This is a genomic window from Bacillus sp. FAU18 (assembly GCF_056033885.1).
In genome coordinates this window covers 499081-521342 of sequence record NZ_JBVYHZ010000004.1, presented here as the reverse complement: position 1 = coordinate 521342, position 22262 = coordinate 499081, and the positions used below count along the sequence as shown (strand labels likewise).

Sequence of the window (22262 nt, the reverse complement as noted above, 5' to 3'; positions counted from 1 at the left end):
ATATGGCTCCACAGGCAGGATTCGAACCTGCGACCGATCGGTTAACAGCCGATAGCTCTACCACTGAGCTACTGTGGAATAATGAGACAAGACTTATTATATCAGCCTTGATTTACAGTGTCAAGAGGTAAATGTTTTTATTTATCTCTCGTAACGACTTTTATAATGTAACACAGGCTTGCCATATTCGTCAACCTTTTTCACGAAAAAATTCTTTTTATTTTTCCGCGGCATTTTCCGCACCTGTATCTGTCAGGGTTCATGGCGCGCTTCTTTATATACTGTTGGCCGCAGGCCGTACAGATATACATATAAGTTTTTTTGTTTTCCGCTTTTTTCTTAAGGGGTGTACAGAACCTCGGCGCGTTGACTTGCTGCAAAAGCATTCTAAAATCTCTGTCTCTGTGCTTGTACCCTTTTCCTTCAAGATGAAGATGATAATGGCAGAGCTCATGCTTGATGATGCCGACCAGTTCCTCCCTGCCGTGTTCAATCAAATATTTTCTGTTCAATTCAATGTTATGGGAGGTTAACAGGTACCTTCCGCCCGTGGTTTTAAGCCTGTCATTAAAAAGCGCCTGATGGCGGAACGGCTTTTTAAAATATGTTTTAGAAATATCCTCTGTCAGCTTTTGAAGCTCTATATTATCCATAGTGCACCTCACTTAAAAAACATTGAACGGGACAATTCACCGTTCGCATACAATATGGTAATCACCGTCCCTCTTATGATAAAAGCTGAGGAGGAATGAGCCTATGCCAAATTGGCTTAAAAAGCAGATGCAAAAAGCGTTCCTTGAAAAAGATAATTACCAAATTAAACTGCTGAATCAATGCTGGTATTTCTATAGGAAAAAACACTGCTCGTAAGCAGTGCTTTTATTTTACCATAGACAGCGATACTCTGCCTTTTTGTACATCTACGCCGTCAACCCAGACTGTCACGATATCGCTGACAGATACGACATCAAGAGGATGCTTAACGAATTGATTGCTCAGTTTTGAGATATGCACAAGCCCGTCTTGTTTAACTCCGATATCAACAAACGCTCCGAAGTCCACTACATTGCGCACGGTGCCCTGCAGTTCCATTCCCTCTTTCAAATCTTCCAGCTGAAGGACGTCTGTTTTCAGCAAAGGCTTAGGCACCTCATCACGTGGATCGCGTTCCGGCCTTGTCAGCTGTTCACAAATATCTTTCAGAGTGATTTCTCCGATTCCCAGCTCTTTTGCCGTTTCAGAAAGCGCCAGCTGATTGATTTTATCCTTCAATTCCGCCGTGCCGATATGTTCTGTTGAAAGTCCGAGTTTTTTCAAAAGCGCTTTTGTTTCTTTATAGCTTTCCGGGTGGATGCCTGTTCTATCCAAAGGCTCTGTCCCTTCCTGCACTCTTAAGAAACCGATACATTGCTCATAGGTTTTCGCACCGAGCCTCGGGATGTCCTTCAGTTCTTTTCGATTTGAAAACTTTCCGATTTCCTCACGTTTTTTGACAACGTTGCCTGCTACAGACTTCGATAATCCAGCTACATATTGAAGCAGCGCGGCGGAGGCTGTGTTAACGTTTACTCCCACCTGGTTTACGACCGTTTCGACGACGAACCGCAGAGATTCATTTAAGCGTTTTTGGCTGACGTCATGCTGATACTGCCCAACACCAACAGACTTCGGATCGATCTTAACGAGCTCCGCGAGCGGGTCTTGAAGTCTTCGCGCAATAGATACGGCACTGCGCTCTTCAACCTTAAGGTCAGGGAATTCTTCTCTGGCAAGCTCTGAAGCCGAATAGACGCTTGCTCCCGCTTCATTGACAATCACATAATAAATTTTGCGCGGCATGTCTTTCAGTACATTTACGATGAATTGCTCTGTTTCTCTGGATGCTGTGCCGTTTCCGATCGCCACCATCTCGACTTGATACTGCTCAAGAATCTTTTTTACTTTTTCATGGGCTTCTTTTGTTTTGTTGACTGGCGCATGCGGATAGATCACATCAATTTTCAAGACTTTTCCGGTCTCATCTGACACAGCGAGCTTACAGCCAGTTCGAAAGGCTGGGTCAACACCGAGAACGGTTTTGCCTTTCATCGGCGGCTGCAAAAGAAGCTTTCTCAAATTCTCTGAGAAAATATGAATCGCCTGTTCATCAGCTTTTTCTGAGAGCTCTTTCCTGATTTCACGTTCGATTGCCGGCTGGATCAGCCTTTTATAGCTGTCTTCAATTGTCTCCTGCAAAATCTCTTTTACGGATGTTGAGCGATTTTTGATGATTTGTTTTTCTAAATACGCCTTAATGTGATCCGCAGGCGGTTCGATCGACACCTTTAAAATGTCTTCTTTTTCGCCGCGGTTCATTGCCAGCACCCTATGCGGAACGACTTTTGCAATTGGCTCTTCATACTCGTAATACATTTCATACACATTTTTCTCATCGGTGTTTGCCGACTTTCCGGCTGCAGACTTAATGGTTCCTCTTTTGAAGGTTTCCTGGCGAATCCACTTTCTGAAAGTCGGCTCGTCTGAGATTTGTTCCGCAATAATGTGCTTGGCGCCTTCAATCGCTTCTTCTCGTGTGAACACTTCTTTTTCTTCGCTGATGTATTGGTCTGCTGTTGCTGCCAGACGATCTTCTTGTGGAAGTGTCAGGATATAGTCGGCAAGCGGCTCAAGGCCTTTGCTTTTGGCGACTGTCGCCTTTGTTTTACGTTTTTGTTTATAGGGGCGATAAAGGTCTTCCACTTCCTGAAGCTTCACCGATTGCTCGATTTTACGTTTTAGATCATCTGTCAGTTTATCCTGCTCTGCAATCAGCCTGATGACTTCTTCTTTTCGCTGATTCAGGTTTTGTATGTATTGCCAGCGTTCAGAAATCGTCTGAATCTGAACCTCATCCATTGAACCCGTCTGCTCTTTTCGATACCGGGCAATAAACGGGACTGTATTGCCGTCCTCAAGCAGGCGGATGACACTTTCAACGTGTTTTTGTGATAAACCTATTTCTTTCGCAATTTGCTGTTTTAAAAGGGCTGACGTTTCCATGTAACCAAAGCCTCCAATTTTGTCGTTCTTTCTCTAGTGTATCAAAAACCGAAAAAAACACATAAAAAAAGAAGCCGGTATTCCAGCTTCTTCTTGTTCTTATTCTCTTAGGACAGCTGTCCGAGAATATAGGTCAGGTCATCTTTTCTCGATGTCGTATACATTTTCAGCGAATTCGATATGTCTTCTACCGATTGGCCTTTTTTCAAATGGGAGCGGATATCAGGTACGTTGAGTCCATCTGTATGTATAATGAACTTTGAACCCTTTTCATAGGTGGCGGTGTGCGTTTTGTATTTTTGCGGCTTGCCTGATAAATAGCCCGAAATCGGCAGAGGATAAAAGCTTTCACCAGACGGGGAATGCAGAATAAACCGTACATTTCCGACAGAGCAGTACGTAAACTGCCTTTGCTCAAAATTGATTTTCAGGATAGATGCTGTAGCGCCTCTTTTGTTTTTCATCGCCTGATTACAGCGTTCGATAATGCTTTCTACGTCTTCATTCGCATAGTTTTCCACTAAGTCTTTGATGGCTGCAGAGGATTCGTTAGCAAGTGATCCACTTCCCAGTCCGTCAGCAACCGCACAAATTAACTCCTTATCATCAGCTTTCATAAAAAAGCTGTCACCGCAAATCGATTTCCCTTCTTTATTCAGTTGATATACTAGAGTTTGAATATGCTCGTTTTCTTCAACCTGGATCATTACATTAACTCCATCGAGGGATCTTCAATCAAGGCCTCTCTGAGCTTCTTCACAGCTTTGCGCTGCAAGCGCGAGACGTGCATTTGAGATATACCGAGAATGTCCCCAGTTTCTTTTTGGCTTTTGTTTTGAATATACGTAAGGTCTATGATTTGTTTTTCACGATCTGAAAGGACATGAAGCACGCTTTGCAGCATCAATTGCTGATTGACCCGCTCATATCCGTCCTCCTGTGATCCGACGATATCAAGAATCGTGACGGTGCTTCCGTCCGAATCCGCTTCAATGCTGTGGTCAACGGATAAGGCTTGATAGCTTTTGCCCATTTCCATCGTTTCAAGAACCTCTTCTTCAGAAACATCGAGGAATTCGGCAATCTCTTCGACTTTCGGCGATCTTTGTGTTTCAGTGGTCAGCTGATCAACCGCCATTTTGATTCTTGGACCCAGTTCCTTAATTCGTCTCGGCACATGAACGCTCCATGTTTTATCTCTGAGGAAACGTTTAATTTCACCGATGATTGTCGGGATTGCAAAAGCTTCAAACGATTTGCCGACAACAGGATCGTATCGCTTAATCGCGCCTAGCAGCCCGATCATGCCGACCTGGCGGAGATCCTCGTGGAAGCTTTTGCCTTTTGAGTATTTTTTCGCAAGCATGTCAACCAGATTTGTATACACCCGCACAAGCGTTTCCTGCGCCTGTTCATCTTGCTTTGTTTGGTAATCGCTTATGAGCCGATCGACTTCATCTTTAGTTAGTTTCGTAGTTTTTGATGGTTGTGTCATGATCAACTCGCTCCCCATTTAAATACTTTGTCATCGCTACGGTGACGCCGGAGTGGTTTTGCACTCTGACTTCATCCATGAGCGTTTCCATTAAATATAGACCGAGCCCTCCTTCTGATAATTGATCAACTGTGTGCGAAGGTGTGTACGGCCCTAGATCCTGCTGCTTTTGATCAAAGTCAAAGCTGTCTCCTTCATCCGCCACAATAACCTCTAAACGGTCTTCAAACACACCGAATCGGATTGACACTTCCCCATTTTTATCTTCTTTGTAAGCGTGCTGAACCGCATTTGTGCATGCCTCGCTGACTGCGATTTTCAAATCTTCAATTTCATCGTACGTATAGCCCATTCTGCTTGCGACCCCTGACAGCGTCAGTCTTATAATTCCCACATATTCAGGTTGGGCCGGCACTTTCATTTCGATGTAATCAGCATTATTCTTCATTGCACTCCACCTTCTGACTTTGCAGAAATATCAATGATGTCCTTCAAGCCTGTAATGTCAAACAGTCGGATCAGCCGTTCAGAAAGATTTTCAAGTTTCAGCGAACCACCTTGTTTTTTCACCATTTTAAAGGTCCCTACAAAAACGCCCAATCCGGTACTGTCCATGTAGCTGACATCTTTCAGGCAAATTCTTAAGTCAGCTCCTTGTTCTGCCAGAGGAACGAGCTTCTCTCTAAGCACCGGTGCTGAGTATACATCAATTTCTCCTGCAATGTTTACTTGTATATCATTCTCGTTTTGCTTCACATCAACATTTATATTCATTCGTATCACCTCAAATTTTCCTTCAAATCACTAGTTGCTTTATACCCTCGTCTGACAGACGTTAAACCTTTCTCCGCAAAACAATTAACGTAAAATCATCGTGAAGCTGAAAATCCTGCAATTTGAGGAGGCTGTCATAAATGTTTTTGACCATTTCCTGCGCGGAGGAACACATATGTTCCTCAATGAGCTTCTGCAGATCAGGACGCTCCAAGAAACCGTTTTCCGTTCTGCATTCTGTGACGCCGTCAGAAAATAAAACAATCATATCGCCCTTTTCCAGATGCTGATCGAATTGTTTGTAGTCATAGTCCTGCGAGATGCCGAGAACGAGTCCTTTGGCCTCTAAATCGTAAAACGTGTTGTCTTTTTGAGAATAATAGAATCCCGGTTCATGTCCCGCTGAAGCATATGTAAATTGATGCTTGTCCATATTGTAATTCGCATAAAACATCGTAATAAACATACTGGCATCAACGTTTTGTTCAACAACACGATTCAAATTTTTCAGCACTTGAGAAGGGTGTATGCCCGTTTCCGGCAAAGAGTCCATCGCGTATTTAATCATGGACATGCATAAAGCCGCTGGAATGCCTTTTCCGATCACGTCCGCGATTGCGATATTGATGGATTCCTTGTCTTTGACAAAGTGGTAGTAATCACCGCTCATCTGTTTAGCGGGAACACTGATGGCGCCGATATCCAGCGCTTCCTCCTGAGGAACTTTAGTTCCGAGCAGCGTCTGCTGGACATTTGCCGCGATTTCAATTTCTGATTTGATTTCCTGCTGTATCCCTCTAAGGGTTTGATGCTCCTGATAAGCCATTCCATAACCAATCATGACTTCTATTAAAAAATCCAGCGAATGAAACACATCTTCCGGGAGACTTGGATACAGCTCCTTCAGCACTTTTCTGTGAATGCTGATGATTTCTTCCGGAGGAATTTGGTGCTCGATTGTTTTTCGGCTGAATTTTTGGGCTTGATATAAAGATGTTTCTGTTAATTCGGCTATATATCGACTAAGCAGCTGATGATACCGCTGCTCAATAACCTCCCTAAAATCCACGTTCTTACCTCCTACCGAAGCCATTTGATGGCTTGTATCTCTGTTCCTTCCCCCGCTACGGAATTTAAGCTGAATTCATCCATCAGCCTTTTGACCCCGGGAAGTCCCGCACCAAGTCCTCCAGACGTTGAAAACCCGTCTTCCATGACTTTTCGGATATCAGGAATTCCCGGCCCTTGGTCTTCCGCTATGATTTTCAGGCCTTTTTTTCCTCTGTCTGCGACCTGTTCAATTCCAATCTGCCCTTTGCCGGCATATAAATAAATATTCCTGGCTAATTCTGAAATAGCCGTTGTAATTCTAGCCTGGTCTACCGTGCCGAAACCCAGTTCTTTCGCAACGTTTCGTCCCAGCTGTCTGGCGGCCACAATATCCCATTCTGTCATGATTCTTACACAGGATTGGTCGTTCATTCGCTATTCCCCCAATTCCCGCTTCAATGTCTCAAGCCCCTGCTCTAAGTCGAGCGCAGTTTCGATTTCCTCAAGTGCGATTCCAAGTTCAATCAGCGTCACTGCCACAGCAGGCTGAATGCCGGTCAAGACGACTTTAGCCCCCATTAACTTAGACATTGTAATGACGTCGCCCAGCACTTTCGCGATAAATGAATCAATCATATCCACAGATGTCAGGTCAATGACGACTCCGTTAGCACCTGTTTCGTATATTTTATTTAATAAGTCTTCTTGAAAAGTTAATGCTGTCTGGTCATCAAGTTCCCATTGAATGGATACTAATAAGCAATTATACAGTTTCAAGATCGGGATTTTCGGATGTCTCAAAATGTTATTCCCCCAATGAAACGATTTTTCGATCCGTCATTTCCAATGCTGTTTGAATTCCTTTTTGCAGGGTATTCTTAGTTATAACTTGGGATAAATCAATCCCCAGGTTGACGATTGTTTGAGCAATTTCCGGACGGATTCCGGCCAGCAGGCATTTTGCTCCGACAAGCCTTACAGCTTCTGATGCCTGAATAATATGATGGGCAACCATCGTATCGACGACAGGGACACCTGTAATGTCAATCAGCACGACTTGGGAACGGTGTTTGACGACGCCATTAAGAAGGTTTTCCATAATTCGTTTCGCGCGTTCGGTATCAATTGTTCCGACAAGAGGCATCACAGTGATATTTTCAAACACCGGGATAAGCGGCGCAGACAGCTCTTGCAGCGCGATTTTTTGCAGGGATACTGTTTTCTCCCATGAGATTGAGTATTGATTAAAAATTTCTGTGTTAATCGGGCTGAAAAAGCGGTCAATCTGCCAGATTAATTCCGTGCTCTCTTGATCTGACAATCTCTTATCATTCATTTTCGTGTAGAGACGCTTCCAGAATTCAGCAAGCGCAGTAGCCAAAAACTTCATAGACAGTCCGATTTGGACCGCTCGAAGCGCCAGTTCGCTGATTTGGCTTTCAGCAGCGTTTTCGTCCTTAACAGACAGCAACAGAATGTCGATATATTCTTTAGATATATTTTCATACACTTGGTCAGTCAGCTGATAGGATTCTTGCTCGCTTAATTCTTTTAGTGTGTCAGTCCACAGTTGGAGCAGTTCATTTTGATTTTCGGCAATGAACTGGTATACAGTCTGATTCGACATCAAATTCGCTTACCTCCCAATAAAAAACAACATATTTTTTTCGTTATTTCACTATTATATCGTTTATGTTTTTTGAAAACAAAAAAAGTTGCTCTATGTGAGCAACCTGCAAATATGTCTAAAAATCAATGAGTGCCAAACTGATTTGTAAGGCTTCATCAACCTTATCCATCATTTCATCATCCAGATGAGTAATCTTATCCGTTAACCTTTGCTTGTCAATCGTCCGAATTTGCTCCAGCAAAATAACGGAATCTCTTTCAAAACCGTAGCGTTTTGCATCGATTTCGACGTGGGTTGGTAATTTCGCTTTCTGTATTTGTGCTGTTATGGCTGCAACAATAGCAGTTGGGCTGAAGCGATTTCCGATGTCATTTTGGATCACTAAAACCGGGCGCACCCCGCCTTGCTCTGAGCCAACAACAGGAGATAAATCAGCAAAATAAACATCGCCGCGTTTCACAATCAAATGATTATCCTCCGCTGACTAAGCGCTCAACTGTCGTTTCAGCCTCGCACTCCGCAAAGTGAGCCTCAGAAGAAATATTCAGGTTGATTTTCGCCATTTCCATATAGCCGCGTCTCATCAAATCACGGTTGTGACGAGTTGTTCGTTCGCTGACATACGCTCTCACTGCTTGTGATATCAGTTCGTTTCTGCTTCGTTTCTCCCGCATCGCTACACCATCCAATTCAGCTACTAGGTTTTCGGGCAAGCTGATTTTCATTTCGGTTCTTGCGCTGGATTCAGACAAAAAACATACACCTCCACCAAACTTACGGATACGACTCTTTTATCCATCCAGTGATAATGATACCATTATTCACTCTTCAAGCAAAGCTGTTTTATGAATTCTCCATTTAGGTAAGTTAATTGCTTGTATTTACCTGCAATAAAGGATTTCTTACTTCCATTATACTCCCATTTTCCAAAAACATACGGGGAACACGGGAACTTATTGTACAGGCCACCTCATAGTTAATGGTTTCGAGCCTTCCTGCAATCTCATCCATGGAAATATATTCATCCCCCTGCCGGCCTATTAATGTGACTTTTGTGCCCGGCGGATATTCCTGATCCAGCTCCACCATAAATTGGTCCATGCAAATTCGGCCGGCAATTTTCAGGCGTTTTCCCTTCACAAGGATGTCGGTCCCTTTCAATTTTCGGAGCCACCCGTCCGCATAGCCTACAGGCACCGTCCCGATCCATGTGTCTTTTTCTGCTGTGTACTCGGCTCCGTAGCTGACGCTCTCGCCTTTTCTAATCAGTTTGACATGTGACAGCGTCGAATGCAGGGTAAATGCCGGACGCAGCTGAAACGGTATCTCGTCCGAAATGTCAGCAGACGGGCGAAGGCCATACATGCCGATGCCGAATCTGACTGCATTAAAAAAGCCTTTTTTCAGCCGGAGTCCGGCGGCGCTGTTCGCGCAGTGGACCATCAGATTCTTTAACGGCAGCGGAGCAATCAGCTCTTTAAAACGCTCAAATTGCATTAAGAAATAGCCTCTTTCTTTTTCATCCGCTGTCGCAAAATGGGTAAATACCCCTTTGCACTTTAAACGAGGGTTGCGGTCAAGAATTGCCATCACGTTCTGAACTTCTTCCTCTGTTTTTACACCAAGCCTGTTCATCCCCGTATCGACCTTCAGATGAAAATGAAGAGAACCTTTTTTCGTGTGGCGGGCTGCTTCCTGAAGCCATTCAACAGAATAACCTGTTAAGGTCACGTCATACTCAGCAGCGATTGCCACATACTCTGGGGGAACCGCGCCAAGCACCAATATAGGCGCCTTCAAGCCCTTTTTGCGCAGTGAAATCGCTTCATCCAAAATGGCCACAGCCAAGCATGAAGCACCTGCGTCAAGAGCAGCCTTTGCTGTTTCTGCATCACCATGCCCGTAGGCGTTTGCTTTCACAACTGCCATCAAGTGGACATGTTCACCGATATGTTTTTTCATATTGCTGACATTTTCCTTTATCGCGGACAAGTCAATTTCCGCCCACGTATCTCTGTAAAAAGGTTTTGTGCTCATTACGACACTTCCTAGCTTTTATTCAATATCATTTACATATCATACTAAAATTAAAGGCTAAAGGGAAACGATGTCTAACGAAAAAAAGGCCAAATCATGTTTGGCCTTTGGCGGTTATTTCGATGATTGTCCCTGCATGCTTTTCGCTACTGTCACCATTTCCTCTTTAGAAAGATCTTTAGAAGAGAGAAGGTAATCTACGCCGTCATATGTCCATGATAATGATGCATCCGACAGGGCGCCGATGGTGTAGCCGAGATTTACCGGTTCGCCGTTCAGCGTAACGGAGGAGGAAGCCTTGGCAATCTGGGCTTTTTCCTGAATTAACGTAAATGATTTTTCTCCTCCGTACGTCATGATGATGCGCTTCCCGTCTTCAGTAGATAGATCTTTTTCTTCAAGCAGCTTGACGCCAAGCGGCAGTTCCAGCGGCGTTTTGACCGCAAATGTATCGGAAGGCTTCGCGCTTGTGGCGACATCCATTTGAGAAAGGGTCATATTTTTCTTTTCATCAAATGATTCTTTATCAAATTGTTTATTAAATTCAAAGCTGCTGAATTCTACTTTGACCATCACTTTCCGGTCAGTATCCATCACTTTGACAGATGACGGGCTCATATCTTTTTTGTTAAATGTGATTTCTTGCGTGGGCAGCATTTTGTTATGCTGATAGTTTGTTTTTGTTTCGAATACGTATTTCTTTTCTTTCGCTGTGAAAACTGCATCCGAATCGTTTTGAACATCCTTTACGAGCGATTCAAACAGATAAACCTGGCTGCTGTTGTTCGGCCAATCGCTTTGAAATCTGAAGCTCTTATTTAAAGACGGCGTGAGAACGAATACTCCGTTTTCATTTCGTAAAATGACTTGGTTTTGGTCCTTTTTCGGATTTTCTAAATAAACCCTGTACAGAGACGGCTTTTTGTGCCAGATTTCCACATTGTATACTTGAGGCTCACTCCCTGTCTCGATGGTCATTTTCGCTTTTGCTTTGTACGAGGTGTATTCTTTCGCCTTTTCATCTAACCCGGCCACAATATCTTGCTGTGTTTTTTGCCCGCAGGCAGAAAGAATAAGAACAGCAAGCAGTCCCGTTAAAAGCAAAACAAAGCTTTTTCTCACCTTTTTCAACCCCTTTTTCTCAATTGATGTAAAAGGAAGAAATCGCTTGTTTGACTTTAACGGTACGCTCGGTACACGTTTAGGCAGAACAGATGCGTACCATAAAAGCCTCAAACAACTTGTCTCCCTTAATGCACTATCAAATATATGAGTGGGGTTTCCCTAATATGCAGACTAGCTTGACAACCTTTCAATCACAACCTGCGCGGCAGCGTATTCTTTTGTATGAGTGATCGATACGTGAACGGCAGCCTGGCTCAGTTTCGTGCAAATGATATAGGGCTTGCCATTTTGGTCTTTCCTAATTTCAATGTCCTGAAAGCTGAGCTGCCTCCCAATGCCGGTGCCAAACGCTTTCGAGAAAGCTTCTTTTGCCGCGAATCTGCCCGCGAGAAATTCGATTTTTCTTTTCTCTGAAAGCTCATAGTATTGGTCAAGCTCGCTTCGCGTCAAAATCCGCTCGGCAAACCTTTTCTGGCGTCCAGCCATAGAGGCGATCCGTTTAAGCTCGGTAATGTCCAGCCCAATGCCGTAAATCATGTATGATAACCTCCTTTGCGTACGTACTATTTAAATGGTTTGTCTCATAAACGTGTTACTATAGATATACCAAAATGAAGAAAAGGGGCTCGGAATGTTTATACGGACTGAAAATTTTCAAACATTTATCAGGCTTTACCCCGTTGTCACCTTTATATTGGCTTTGCAAGCTGTTCTCTGGCTGTTTTTTTCACTTCCTGCCCATTCAGTCGTGTTATGGAGGGATACCGTCACAGGCTATAATCTAGGTGTCGCAAACGGTGAATGGTGGCGGCTGATCACACCGATTTTGCTGCACGCCGGTTTCACACATCTGCTGTTTAATTCCATGTCCATCTTTTTATTCGCCCCGGCTTTGGAACGCATGCTGGGAAAAGCGCGTTTCCTTCTTGTATACGCCGGCTCCGGCATCATCGGCAATATCGGCACTTATGTTACAGAGCCGCTTGATTACGTGCATGTCGGTGCTTCAGGCGCAATTTTCGGGCTATTCGGCGTGTACCTGTTTATGGTTCTTTTTCGCAATGAGCTAATAGGGCAGGAGCATTCCAAAATGATCATCACACTGCTCGCATTTGCCGTTCTCATGTCGTTTATCAACTCCAATATTAACATGATGGCCCATCTGTTTGGACTATGCGGCGGGTTTCTTCTTTCGTTTTTATGCGTGCAAAAAAAAGAGCGGCGGTATTAACCGCCGCTTCAGATTGTTGACAAAATCCTAAAATGGTTTTCATTTTAGGATTTTGTCATCTTTTCAGCGTGATTGAAAACCCTTGAAGTCTAGGAAGGACGAGCATAGGAGCGGAGCGAATGTTCTAATTCGTGAGCACCGAAGCGCAGTCCTGACAACGAATGCGAGGGTTTGCCGACACGCTGGAGCGGCGGTATTAACCGTCCGCTTTTTCATATGAGTACCACTTTAAAATGAAGGCTGCATCCTCTTCACCTACGTCCCTCACCGTTAACTCTTCCATATGGCTCGATGATTTCACCGAAGTAGAAATGGTATACAAGCGGCCTTTCTTTTGGAAATAGGATTGGCTGAACTTGCAGACCTGCATTCGTTTTTTCAGTACAATGGCGGTTGTTCTGCCTATAAATCTAGACGTCAGCTGAAGACGGTCCCCGTTGATCGTCCATGCAGCCTCTTTATACGCGAGATAGCCGAAGAGCAATTCTATCGGCAGCAGGATCACTGACAGATAGCCCCATGGCTGAAAGAAGATACATAACGGGATGATCAAAAAGAGTGAAAAAATGACAGAACGGAACAAATAGCGTTTCAACGCGCGCCGCGGCAGGCGGCGGCAGTTTTCTTCCAGCGTATATTCCGGCGTAAATGTTCGGAGCATGTGCGGAAGCTTTTTTTTATGAATCATTGGAAAGAGAATGGTCAAAGCGCCTTCTTCTTTTTCCCGGTCGCCGCCTCCTGCGCTGACGATGGACACCGTTACAAATCCGAAAAGCTGGCGAATGATATTTTCTTTGATTTTAATGGCTTGTATTTTTCGCAGCGGAATCGTGACTTGATGTTTTTCAATAATTCCCCTTGAAATCACCAGTTCCTGTTCTTTTTTTATGATTTGAAAGTTTGCGTATCTAAACATCATGCCCGCGATGCTGAAAATCCAGGCGATAAATAAACCGATAAAAATGAGTACCGCGTAAATACCAATACTGGCGTGCTTAAGGAAGGAAAATTTATCGAATAACCAATCCATCGGCAGCACTTCATCAAGCTGGGAAATAAGTGCAAATACAGCGGAGATAATGACTCCGATTCCGCCGGAGGTAGAAGCGGCCATGAGCAATTCTTTCGCGTTCATGCGATAGTGCTCTTGCACCTCAACGGACGGATCCAACTCCTCTTCAGCTTCAAGCCGTTCTTCATCAAGTTCATTTTCTCGTCTTTGCGCTTTTTTCTTAAAGACAGCTTCTTTGATGCGTTCGGCTTCTTCAACAGAAATAGCAGAAAGAACAGCTTCTGCCTCCTTGCCTCCGCCTGCTGTTTCAATTTGCAGCTTCACAAGCTTAAAGATTTGCTGGACAAGGCCCGCGCTCGTATTCATTGTTTGAATCCGATCAATCGATATGTATCGCTTTTTCGTCACAAATAAGCCTTCTTCGATTCTAAATTCATCATCTTCAATTCGATAGGTAAACCTTCTCCATTTGATAATGCTTGCCGCTACAAGCCAGATGAACAGCACACCGAGCGCAATGGCTCCGTAAAAACGGACAGTATGGTTTGAATTGACAATATACACAAAAAAGAATGGCAGAATGATATTTTTTATCGTTTGAATAATGGTATGGCATAAATTCAAAATGACTGCCGCCGGGTGCAGGCGTTTCGGTTCAGACATCATCGTCAGTCACCCTCGCCAGACGGGAAATGGAGTCTCTCAGCCGATCCGCTTCCTCCATCTCTAAAGCGGGGATCGAATGAACGGTCGCGGCCGTGGAAATTTTCACCGTTGCCAGGTTGTATTTTTTTAATAATGGCCCTTGTGAAGTATCGACGTGCTGAACTCTGACCATCGGAACAATCACACGTGTCACCACAAAAATACCTGACTGAATATCTATTTCATGTTCATGGACTTCATATCGCCACACCTTATGACGGACCTTCGGAATGATAAAGACCGTCACAATCGATCCCAGCAGCCAAACCGCGCCGAGCACGCCGCTGATCCAGTACGGCCAATGAAAATAATAACTTAACACTGCAACTGCAATGACAATAAGCAAGCAAACAGCGGATATGATGATCTCTTGAAGTCGCCAAACCTTTAATCCGTCTGGACTGATTTGGTTTTTTGGCTGCTCTCTCAAAAATACCTACCTCCCTTTTTTTCGTCGTTATTTATACGTCTCTTTTACAGAAAGGTTTCATTCTTAAGCATACAGAGAAAAATGGCTTCCGTCAGCTGAAAGTTTGCTGAATAACAAATCGCGAACATAAAAAAGCCCAAAACATCATGTTTTGGGCTCTGAATCGATCAAATTAGTAAGATTTTTTCTGGCGTCTGTCACCTGAAGAACGGCGATCGTTTGAACGCTTTTTGTCATAGGAAGAACGGTTGTTGCTTTTCCCTTTTCCGCCGCGGTAGCCGCCGCCTTGACCGTCTCTGCGTTTAGAAGAGCGCTGGTTCTTGTAGCGTTTGCTGACCATCGGCGCTTCGTCTGTTAAGCGAACCGGTGTGTCGTCTGGCTCTTTTGTAGCCATTTTGATAGCCGCCGCAACCACTGTTACTGCATCATGATCTTCAAGCAGCTCAGCTGCCGCTGTCATGTAGAAGTTCAGGTTGTTTTCACTGATTGTTGTGCGAAGACGTTCAACAGTAACCTGCTGCTGGCCTTCTAACGCTTCATCAAGTGTAGGCTCCTTCATGCGGTCCATTTTGCGTTTTGTTGTTTGTTCAATTGCGCGAAGCATGCTTTTCTCACGCGGTGTAATGAACGTCATCGCCATACCTGTTTTTCCTGCACGGCCCGTTCTTCCGATACGGTGAACGTAGCTTTCAGGATCTTGAGGCACGTCGAAGTTGTATACGTGTGTAACACCTGAGATATCAAGTCCGCGAGCGGCAACATCAGTTGCGACTAGAACTTCGATTGCGCCTTCTTTAAATTTACGAAGCGCAACCATACGTTTCGCCTGCGTTAAGTCACCGTGAATTCCTTCAGCTGCATATCCGCGAAGGTTCAGGGCTTCAGCAAGCTCATCGACACGGCGTTTTGTACGTCCGAATACGATCGCAAGCTCAGGAGACTGAATGTCAAGAAGGCGAGTCAATGTATCGAATTTTTTGCGTTCTTGCACTTCCAAATAGAACTGCTGAATGTTAGAAACCGTCATTTCTTTCGCTTTTACTTTTACGTGTTCCGGCTCAGTCATAAATCGCTCTGCAATGCGTTTGATCGGCGCAGGCATTGTGGCAGAGAACAGAAGTGTCTGATGCTCGCTTGGCACGTTTGAAAGAATAGATTCAATATCATCAATGAATCCCATGTTCAGCATTTCATCCGCTTCATCCATTACAACAGTATTTACATTGTTTAAACGAATTGTGCGGCGGTTGATGTGGTCAAGAAGACGTCCAGGTGTTCCGACAATAATATTCGGATTCTTCTTTAACGCCCGGATTTGCCGTCCAATATCCTGTCCGCCGTAAATAGGAAGAACCTTCGCACGTTTATCTTGTCCGATTTTATACAATTCTTCAGATACTTGAATGGCTAATTCACGGGTTGGCGCGATTACGATTGCTTGAATATTAGGAGACTCGGGGTTAATTTTTTCAACAAGGGGTATACCAAACGCAGCTGTTTTACCTGTACCTGTTTGCGCTTGTCCAATGACGTCTTTATTTGAAAGTCCGAGCGGTATCGTTTGTGCCTGAATCGGTGTTGCTTCTTCAAATCCCATACGATTAATTGCTTTCATGAGATCAGAACTTAAATTAAAATCTTGAAACGTTATAGTCAAATTATTCAAACTCCTTCTAATTGCTGTTTCAGTAATGTCGTGATTTACCACTTATAAAACTGCCCTTTAGACAAGAAGGACAGGATCCATCCGTATACAAAGCCCGAATTACTTTAAGTTTTATCTTACCATTACACTATTTGTTTTTCAATAAGATGAGAAGCAGATCGGCATCTCGAATATGCCGGCTGCTGCTCCATCCGCTCCCAAGAATCCGGCGGAGAACTTCGGGTCACGATGAAAAGTCCGGACGAATATGTTCGTATCGCGAAATAACCTATATATATTGTATCATAGCCGCAGCCGGCCAGATATACATAATTTTCGGCCGGCATACATTAGTGTTTGCATATCATGTTATTTTATGATGCAATATGCGTTTTTTCGCAAAATATTTTCTTATGAAAGCGGGCTCTCTATTAAATCTTTAACGATTTCTTCAAGCTTCATACCTCTGGACGCTTTGAATAAAATCAAATCGCCTTTTGATGCGTTTTCCTTCACAGCTTGGAGGAGATCTTTTTTCTCAGTGTAATGGCTGACGCGGTCTTTCTCAAAGTGTTTCAGGGCGCCTTCCGCGATAAAAGCTCCCAGTTTTCCGTACGTAAAGACGCGGTCGATCTTCTCAGGGCTGATCACAGCGCCGCACTCTTTATGGAACGTTTCTTCAAGATCGCCGAGTTCAAGCATATCACCGAGCACGAGCATTTTTTTGCCGTAGCCTTCGAGGCTTTCTGTCAATTGAATTGCAGCTTTCATGGAAGTCGGGCTCGCATTATAAGCGTCATTGATTATCGAAAGGCCGCTGTCTGTTTTGATGAGTTCAAGTCTCATCCCGGTTACCTTTAGGCTGCTCAGTCCTTTTGCCGCACCCTCAGGCGTGATGCCAAAATAAGCCCCTGCAGCAATCGCAGCCATGGCGTTCATCACATTGTGCTTGCCGAGTATCGGAATAAAAAACGTGTGTTCTATCCCTTTGATTGTAAAATGGGTTCCTTCCTCACTCTGGCTGACATCCTGAAGCTGATAATCATTATGCGCTCCCGTCCCGTACGTTTTCGTCTGGCAGCTGTATGCATTTTGAAGAAGCGGTTCGTCCCCGATATAAATCAGCACTCCGTCTTCTTTAAGCCCGTTAATGATTTCAAGCTTCGCCTCCGCGATGCCCTCTCTAGAGCCAAGGTCTTGCATATGCGATTCGCCGATATTCGTAATCACTGCCGCATCCGGGTTTGCCAGTCGGCTCAAGAGGTCAATTTCTCCTTTGGCGCTCATTCCCATCTCCAATACGGCGATCTCCGTATTTTCAGGCATCGCTAAAACCGTCAGCGGCAGACCGATGTGATTATTGAAGTTTCCTCCTGTTTTGTGAACACGGTACTGGGTCCCCAGTACGGCGTGAATCATATCTTTTGTTGTCGTTTTGCCATTGCTTCCAGTTACTCCGATGACACGCGTGCCAAGCTCCTGCAAATAGGCTTTTGCAAGCTGCTGAAGTGCGGTAAGGGTATCGTCCACTAAAATGACGGCGTGATTCTCGGGCGGATTTGGTTCTGACCGATCCCAAAGAACAGCCGCTACACCAGCTTCAAAAGCCTGCTCCACAAAAGTGTGGCCGTCAAAACGTTCCCCTTTCAGCGGAATGAAGAGCTGATGTTGTTCCAGTTTTCTTGTATCGGTTGCCACTCCATGAATGACTGTTTGTTCATATTGCGGATTTGTTAGTGTGCCTTTAACCATTTCGGCAATGTTTTTTACTGTTCGCTTAATCAAGTAAGGTCCCTCTCTTTCTTTTGTATATACGGGAAAAAACACTGCCCTTTTACCGGCAGTGTCCTTCTTCATTAGAATGTATGCTTAATCAATTGTTTTTCAGCGTGGCGTTCTTTTGCAAGCTCCACAAGCTGTTCAATCAGGTCAGCATATTCCACTCCGGCTTCTTTCCAGAGCAGCGGGAACATGCTGAAAGGTGTAAAGCCAGGCATTGTGTTGACTTCATTGATCAGAACTTCGCCGTCAGCTGTCAGGAAAAAGTCCGCTCTGACGAGTCCTGAACCATCGATCGCTTTAAACGCTTTGATCGCCATATCACTGATTGTTGCGTATTCCTCATCGGTCACAATTGCCGGAATCATCAGATCAGTATCTCCATCCTCATATTTCGCTTTGTAATCGTAGAAATCTGTCTTCGGTGCGATTTCTCCCACAACAGAGCATTTAGGATCGTCATTTCCAAGAACGCCGATCTCAATCTCGCGGCCGTTAATTCCTTCTTCAACGACGACTTTGCGATCATATTGGAAAGCAAGCTCAAACGCTTTTTGCAGTTCTTCACGGTTTCGGCATTTGCTGATTCCGACACTTGAGCCGAGGTTCGCCGGTTTTACGAAGCAAGGGTAGCCTAATTCCTGTTCAACCTGCTCACAGCTTTCTTTCGGAGAACGAGTCCAGTCTTTCTTAAGGAAAGCTGCGTATTTAGCCTGAGCAAGGCCGGCCTGCGCAAATAAATGTTTCATGACAACTTTATCCATGCCAGCTGAGGAAGCAAGCACTCCGTTGCCGACATAAGGAATGTTCAACAGCTCGAGCATTCCCTGGATCGTACCGTCTTCTCCGTTCGGTCCGTGGAGGAGCGGGAATACGACGTCGATGGCTTCATTTTGCTGTGACGCTTCCTGCGGAAACATCTCCTGGTTCAGGGCAGCTGGAGAAAAAGCACTGCCTCCTTGCTCAAATTGAAGCATTTTCACGTTTGAAACAGGCTCAGTTAAACGGGCGCCTCTAACCCATTCGCCTTTTTCTGTTATATAAATCGGATGTATATCAAACTTCTCAGTATTTAGCGCTTTGATTACAGCCAGAGCTGTCTGCAGGGAAACATTATGTTCTGCCGACTTTCCTCCGTACACTAATCCTAGACTTGTTTTCAATGGATACTCCCCCCACTACAATTCATCTTTACTATCTTATCATTTTCACCGGAAAATGATCTAATTATTTTTGGGCATGCTGATGTTGAATGCATTTGTATGTAATTCCTTTTTATTTTATATTAAAATGGCATTGAAAAGGAGATGTGACATATGAAAAAAATCACAACAAACGAACAATTTAATGAACTGATTCAATCCGATAAAGAAATCATTGTAAAGTTTTATGCTGATTGGTGCCCAGACTGCACACGCATGAATATGTTCATCGGCGATATTTTGGAAGAGTATAACCAAAACGATTGGTATGAGCTGAATAAGGACGAGCTTCCTGACCTGGCTGAAAAATACCAAGTAATGGGCATTCCCAGCCTGCTTATCTTCAAAAACGGTGAAAAAACAGCTCACCTTCACAGCGCCAATGCCAAAACGCCTGAAGAAGTGACTGAATTTTTATCTGAACATATAAGCTAATTCGTTAAACAGCCTTATTTTATGTCGTCAGGCTCTACATGAACATGAACATGAGTGACATCGTGTTCATGTTTTATTTTGTCTTCTACTTCATCCGCCACTCCATGGCCTTCTTCTACTGTAAGCTTCGGATCAACCGTAATGACCATCTCAATATGAACTGTACTGCCTAAATACCTCGCTTTCACATCCTTTAGGCGATGCACATTTTCAATCCTGCCGACTGTCTGTTTGTAAGGCTCAAGATCTTTTAAATGGAAGCCGTCTGTTAAGGAATGTGAAGCGTCTTTAAAGATATCCCAAGCAGTTTTGCAAATGATGATGCCGATGATAAAAGCCGTTACCGGATCAATCCACGGCAGCTTCAGCTGGGACGAAAAAACACCGATAAACGCGCCGGCACTTACAAAAGCGTCTGACCTGCTGTCCTTTGCCGCTGCCATCAGGGCAGAGCTTTTAATGGACGCTGCCAGCCTTTTGTTATATAAATAGATGCCATACATAAACACAGCACTGCCTAACGCCGTCCATGCCGCGATAAGATTTGGCGTTTCCGTTGTGCCGCCCGCAATCGCTTTTCCTCCGCCGATTAACACTTCAATGCCGACTGCCATCATAATAAAAGACGCAACAAGAGACGAAATTGTTTCAGCCCGATAATGGCCGTATGGATGATCGCTGTCAGCCGGTCTTTGAGAAATCCGCAATCCTATCAGCACTGCTACTGACGCAACAATATCTGTTCCATTATTTAACCCGTCTGCTCTCAGCGCTTCAGAATGATATAGAATCCCGATGACTAGCTTTACAACAGCAAGAATGACATATGCAAAAATATTGAGGAGCGCCCCTTTTTCTCCCTTTTTCAGATTTTCTGTCCGCTCCATTGAATACCAGCCTCCATTCTATTACATAGTATGGTTCAAAACATGAAAAATAGCAGGACGCGTTCAATGAAGCGGAATATTTCGACAGCACATTATTGCCCGGGAAACTTTTTGTCGATTTGTTGAATGTTTGTAAATTGGCCAAGAATAGGACTCTTTTCATCTTTACAGGCTATTGCGGACATTGTATACTGAAGTTAATTGATAATGATTATCAATATCGTTTGATTGGAGGTTGGTGACACAATGACACCTCAGTCTGCAGAAATCAGAAAAAAACAGCTCATTCATCTGTTAATACAGAATGGTATATACAAAAAGTCAAAGCGTCATCTGTATGAATTGTCGCTGACGGAGTTAGAAAGTGAATACAAACATGTCAGGAGGGCGCCGGAGCATGCCGAAGCGTAAAGTGAAAACTTACCAACAGCTGATCCAGGAAAACAAAGAGGCGATTATGGGCAATCCAAAGCTGATGAACGTTATTTATGACAGGATCGACAGCAAGCATCAAAAAAATCTGCAGGAGCAAAACAATACATAAAAAGAGCCGGTAAGGCTCTTTTTTTATGACTCAAATGCTTCAGCTGCCAGCTTGTGTATCACGGCGTCATCCATCGGCGGGTTGTGAAGACCGGCGCGCACATCACGGTAATAGCGTTGAAGCGGGTTGGTTCGTTCCAGGCTTTTGGCCCCGACAATTCTCATCGCTTTATCAACAACAGACAGCGCAGCGTTTGTGACGATATGTTTCGCCGCACCTAGCTCGCTGGTCAAGTGTGGACGCCGCTCCGGATCGTCATACAATTGAGCGATATGGAATAGAAAGTGTCTGGCATTGAGCAGTTCAAGCTCCATCTCGCCTGTTCTTTGCTGTACGGCCGGGACATTCTTGATCGGTCCATTCAAACTGTTTGGAGAATACTCAGATGCAAATTGCACTGCATAGTCACGAGCAGCTTGAGCAACACCAAGATAAATCGCCGGAATATGAAGCAGCCATCCATTCGGCTTAGCTCCGCGAGGCCCTTGAAGCAGTTCCACCAGCTTATTCTCATCAAGCATGACTTCGTTCAGTACGAGGTCATGGCTTCCAGTCGCCCGCATCGCCATCATATTCCACGTTTCTTCAATCGACAAACCGGGATCATCTTTATGAATGAGAAACACGCCTGTTGTTTGTTTTTCCTCAATCCATGCGGTTACTAAAAAATAATCCAGTGCTTGTGACATCGTCGTAAAGGTTTTTCTTCCGTTCACTGCCCATTTGCCATCCTTTTTGACGGCGTGTGTACCGGGGCGCCCTCCTCTTGTCGGGCTTCCGGTTTTCGCTTCAGTCGCCGCCCTGTTAATGACGGCTCCGTTTTGGACTTCCTTGGCAACAAATGCAAATACGTCTTCATCCCAGCTGTTGCCTTCTCCAAGCTCCCCGATTACACTCAAATGCCAGCCGATGCTAAGAGCCGCAGGAGCATCTCCCCGTGCAAGCCGTTCTTGAAACAGGAGCATATCGTAAACAGAAATGCCCCCTCCGCCATGAGATGCCGGCAATGTTAATGCTGTATACCCAGCATCACGCAGTTTTTGTATTTTCTCTGCAGGAAAACGTCCCTGTTCGTCATCTTCAGCAGCTGTTTGCTGAAATTCATCCGCAATCCGTCCGATTTTCTCCATCCATTGCCGCTGTTGATCGTTTTGTATAAATAATGACATCCGGCAGCCCCCCAGTTTTAATTCCGATAAATTTAATATGTATTATAGATTTCCTGCCATTTTTCCGCAACTG

General features: G+C 44.4%; 27 protein-coding genes and 1 tRNA gene. 5 read left to right on the top strand and 23 right to left on the bottom strand.

The annotated features are described in order from the left end of the window. Positions 1-3: 3 nt before the first annotated feature. Both AC0OMU_RS13670 and AC0OMU_RS13665 read right to left on the bottom strand, forming a co-directional pair. Positions 4-78: transfer RNA gene (locus tag AC0OMU_RS13670), tRNA-Asn, on the bottom strand. A 122-nt stretch (positions 79-200) separates the two neighbouring features. Further along, positions 201-653 carry a SprT family protein gene (locus AC0OMU_RS13665; protein WP_047182126.1) on the bottom strand — a complete coding sequence of 151 codons (453 nt, stop codon included), beginning with the start codon at positions 651-653 and terminating at the stop codon, positions 201-203. 103 nt (positions 654-756) lie between these two features. On the opposite strand from AC0OMU_RS13665, the gene cmpA reads away from it, so the two are divergent. After that, positions 757-870, top strand: a complete 114-nt coding sequence (cmpA, locus tag AC0OMU_RS13660; protein WP_003225207.1) for a cortex morphogenetic protein CmpA — start codon at positions 757-759, stop codon at positions 868-870. A gap of 9 nt (positions 871-879) precedes the next feature. On the opposite strand, the gene AC0OMU_RS13655 is transcribed toward cmpA, so the two are convergent. The 14 genes from AC0OMU_RS13655 to acpS form a co-directional block, all read right to left on the bottom strand. After that, positions 880-3039 (bottom strand): Tex family protein, encoded by a 2160-nt coding sequence (locus AC0OMU_RS13655; RefSeq protein WP_474241240.1) that lies wholly within the window; start codon positions 3037-3039, stop codon positions 880-882. Positions 3040-3146: 107 nt separating this feature from the next. After that, positions 3147-3746, bottom strand: a complete 600-nt coding sequence (rsbX, locus tag AC0OMU_RS13650) for a phosphoserine phosphatase RsbX (RefSeq protein WP_015382836.1) — start codon at positions 3744-3746, stop codon at positions 3147-3149. Further along, a complete protein-coding gene (gene sigB, locus AC0OMU_RS13645; protein ID WP_003246715.1) occupies positions 3746-4534 on the bottom strand; it encodes an RNA polymerase sigma factor SigB in 789 nt (262 codons plus the stop codon). The genes rsbX and sigB overlap by 1 nt, the downstream gene beginning before the upstream one ends. Next, positions 4500-4982, bottom strand: a complete 483-nt coding sequence (gene rsbW / locus AC0OMU_RS13640; protein ID WP_003234299.1) for an anti-sigma B factor RsbW — start codon at positions 4980-4982, stop codon at positions 4500-4502. Before rsbW ends, sigB begins: the two co-directional genes overlap by 35 nt. After that, on the bottom strand, positions 4979-5308 hold the full coding sequence (gene rsbV / locus AC0OMU_RS13635; protein WP_003234298.1) for an anti-sigma factor antagonist RsbV: 330 nt from the start codon (positions 5306-5308) through the stop codon (positions 4979-4981). Before rsbV ends, rsbW begins: the two co-directional genes overlap by 4 nt. 61 nt (positions 5309-5369) lie before the next feature. Beyond that, complete coding sequence (gene rsbU / locus AC0OMU_RS13630; RefSeq protein ID WP_003234295.1) at positions 5370-6377, bottom strand: phosphoserine phosphatase RsbU; 1008 nt, start codon at positions 6375-6377, stop codon at positions 5370-5372. An 11-nt stretch (positions 6378-6388) separates the two neighbouring features. Beyond that, the gene (rsbT, locus tag AC0OMU_RS13625) at positions 6389-6790 is read right to left on the bottom strand and encodes a serine/threonine-protein kinase RsbT (protein ID WP_003246640.1); all 402 of its coding nucleotides are present in this window, start codon (positions 6788-6790) and stop codon (positions 6389-6391) included. 3 nt (positions 6791-6793) lie between these two features. Further along, a complete protein-coding gene (rsbS, locus tag AC0OMU_RS13620; protein WP_003225190.1) occupies positions 6794-7159 on the bottom strand; it encodes an RsbT antagonist protein RsbS in 366 nt (121 codons plus the stop codon). 4 nt (positions 7160-7163) lie between these two features. Beyond that, entirely contained in the window at positions 7164-7988 is an 825-nt protein-coding gene (gene rsbRA, locus AC0OMU_RS13615) for an RsbT co-antagonist protein RsbRA (RefSeq protein WP_474241239.1), read from the bottom strand. Between the two features lie 115 nt (positions 7989-8103). Beyond that, the gene (ndoA, locus tag AC0OMU_RS13610) at positions 8104-8454 is read right to left on the bottom strand and encodes a type II toxin-antitoxin system endoribonuclease NdoA (protein ID WP_003156187.1); all 351 of its coding nucleotides are present in this window, start codon (positions 8452-8454) and stop codon (positions 8104-8106) included. 4 nt (positions 8455-8458) lie between these two features. Continuing rightward, the gene (endB, locus tag AC0OMU_RS13605; RefSeq protein ID WP_003225183.1) at positions 8459-8740 is read right to left on the bottom strand and encodes a type II toxin-antitoxin system antitoxin EndoAI; all 282 of its coding nucleotides are present in this window, start codon (positions 8738-8740) and stop codon (positions 8459-8461) included. A 115-nt stretch (positions 8741-8855) separates the two neighbouring features. After that, complete coding sequence (gene alr, locus AC0OMU_RS13600; RefSeq protein WP_015252766.1) at positions 8856-10025, bottom strand: alanine racemase; 1170 nt, start codon at positions 10023-10025, stop codon at positions 8856-8858. A 114-nt stretch (positions 10026-10139) separates the two neighbouring features. Then, positions 10140-11156 (bottom strand): LolA family protein, encoded by a 1017-nt coding sequence (locus AC0OMU_RS13595; protein WP_080030712.1) that lies wholly within the window; start codon positions 11154-11156, stop codon positions 10140-10142. Between the two features lie 165 nt (positions 11157-11321). Continuing rightward, positions 11322-11687 carry a holo-ACP synthase gene (acpS, locus tag AC0OMU_RS13590; RefSeq protein ID WP_015252768.1) on the bottom strand — a complete coding sequence of 122 codons (366 nt, stop codon included), beginning with the start codon at positions 11685-11687 and terminating at the stop codon, positions 11322-11324. A 94-nt stretch (positions 11688-11781) separates the two neighbouring features. Here acpS and AC0OMU_RS13585 point away from each other — a divergent pair, with 94 nt between their 5' ends. After that, on the top strand, positions 11782-12381 hold the full coding sequence (locus AC0OMU_RS13585; RefSeq protein ID WP_003246687.1) for a rhomboid family intramembrane serine protease: 600 nt from the start codon (positions 11782-11784) through the stop codon (positions 12379-12381). Positions 12382-12577: 196 nt separating this feature from the next. Here AC0OMU_RS13585 and AC0OMU_RS13580 read toward each other — a convergent pair whose 3' ends face one another. From AC0OMU_RS13580 to AC0OMU_RS13560, 5 genes are all read right to left on the bottom strand, one after another. Beyond that, positions 12578-14059 (bottom strand): PH domain-containing protein, encoded by a 1482-nt coding sequence (locus tag AC0OMU_RS13580; RefSeq protein ID WP_181218296.1) that lies wholly within the window; start codon positions 14057-14059, stop codon positions 12578-12580. Continuing rightward, positions 14049-14528 (bottom strand): PH domain-containing protein, encoded by a 480-nt coding sequence (locus AC0OMU_RS13575; RefSeq protein WP_003234318.1) that lies wholly within the window; start codon positions 14526-14528, stop codon positions 14049-14051. The genes AC0OMU_RS13580 and AC0OMU_RS13575 overlap by 11 nt, the downstream gene beginning before the upstream one ends. Before the next feature lie 172 nt (positions 14529-14700). Further along, complete coding sequence (gene cshA / locus AC0OMU_RS13570; RefSeq protein WP_003246685.1) at positions 14701-16185, bottom strand: degradosome RNA helicase CshA; 1485 nt, start codon at positions 16183-16185, stop codon at positions 14701-14703. Between the two features lie 399 nt (positions 16186-16584). Further along, entirely contained in the window at positions 16585-17958 is a 1374-nt protein-coding gene (locus AC0OMU_RS13565) for a UDP-N-acetylmuramoyl-tripeptide--D-alanyl-D-alanine ligase (protein ID WP_181218289.1), read from the bottom strand. A gap of 71 nt (positions 17959-18029) precedes the next feature. Further along, a complete protein-coding gene (locus tag AC0OMU_RS13560; RefSeq protein WP_014475870.1) occupies positions 18030-19115 on the bottom strand; it encodes a D-alanine--D-alanine ligase in 1086 nt (361 codons plus the stop codon). A gap of 153 nt (positions 19116-19268) precedes the next feature. Between AC0OMU_RS13560 and AC0OMU_RS13555 the strand changes: the two genes are divergently transcribed. Next, positions 19269-19589 carry a thioredoxin family protein gene (locus AC0OMU_RS13555; protein ID WP_003234326.1) on the top strand — a complete coding sequence of 107 codons (321 nt, stop codon included), beginning with the start codon at positions 19269-19271 and terminating at the stop codon, positions 19587-19589. A gap of 14 nt (positions 19590-19603) precedes the next feature. Here AC0OMU_RS13555 and AC0OMU_RS13550 read toward each other — a convergent pair whose 3' ends face one another. After that, positions 19604-20476 carry a cation diffusion facilitator family transporter gene (locus AC0OMU_RS13550; protein WP_014475869.1) on the bottom strand — a complete coding sequence of 291 codons (873 nt, stop codon included), beginning with the start codon at positions 20474-20476 and terminating at the stop codon, positions 19604-19606. 246 nt (positions 20477-20722) lie between these two features. On the opposite strand from AC0OMU_RS13550, the gene AC0OMU_RS13545 reads away from it, so the two are divergent. Together AC0OMU_RS13545 and fbpB are read left to right on the top strand one after the other, a co-directional pair. Further along, the gene (locus AC0OMU_RS13545; RefSeq protein WP_003225157.1) at positions 20723-20887 is read left to right on the top strand and encodes a Fur-regulated basic protein FbpA; all 165 of its coding nucleotides are present in this window, start codon (positions 20723-20725) and stop codon (positions 20885-20887) included. Next, positions 20841-21020 carry a Fur-regulated basic protein FbpB gene (gene fbpB / locus AC0OMU_RS13540; RefSeq protein ID WP_080344154.1) on the top strand — a complete coding sequence of 60 codons (180 nt, stop codon included), beginning with the start codon at positions 20841-20843 and terminating at the stop codon, positions 21018-21020. Before AC0OMU_RS13545 ends, fbpB begins: the two co-directional genes overlap by 47 nt. 23 nt (positions 21021-21043) lie before the next feature. Here the strand turns inward: fbpB and AC0OMU_RS13535 are convergent, their stop codons facing one another. Then, on the bottom strand, positions 21044-22189 hold the full coding sequence (locus AC0OMU_RS13535; RefSeq protein ID WP_474241238.1) for an acyl-CoA dehydrogenase family protein: 1146 nt from the start codon (positions 22187-22189) through the stop codon (positions 21044-21046). Positions 22190-22262 lie beyond the last annotated feature (73 nt).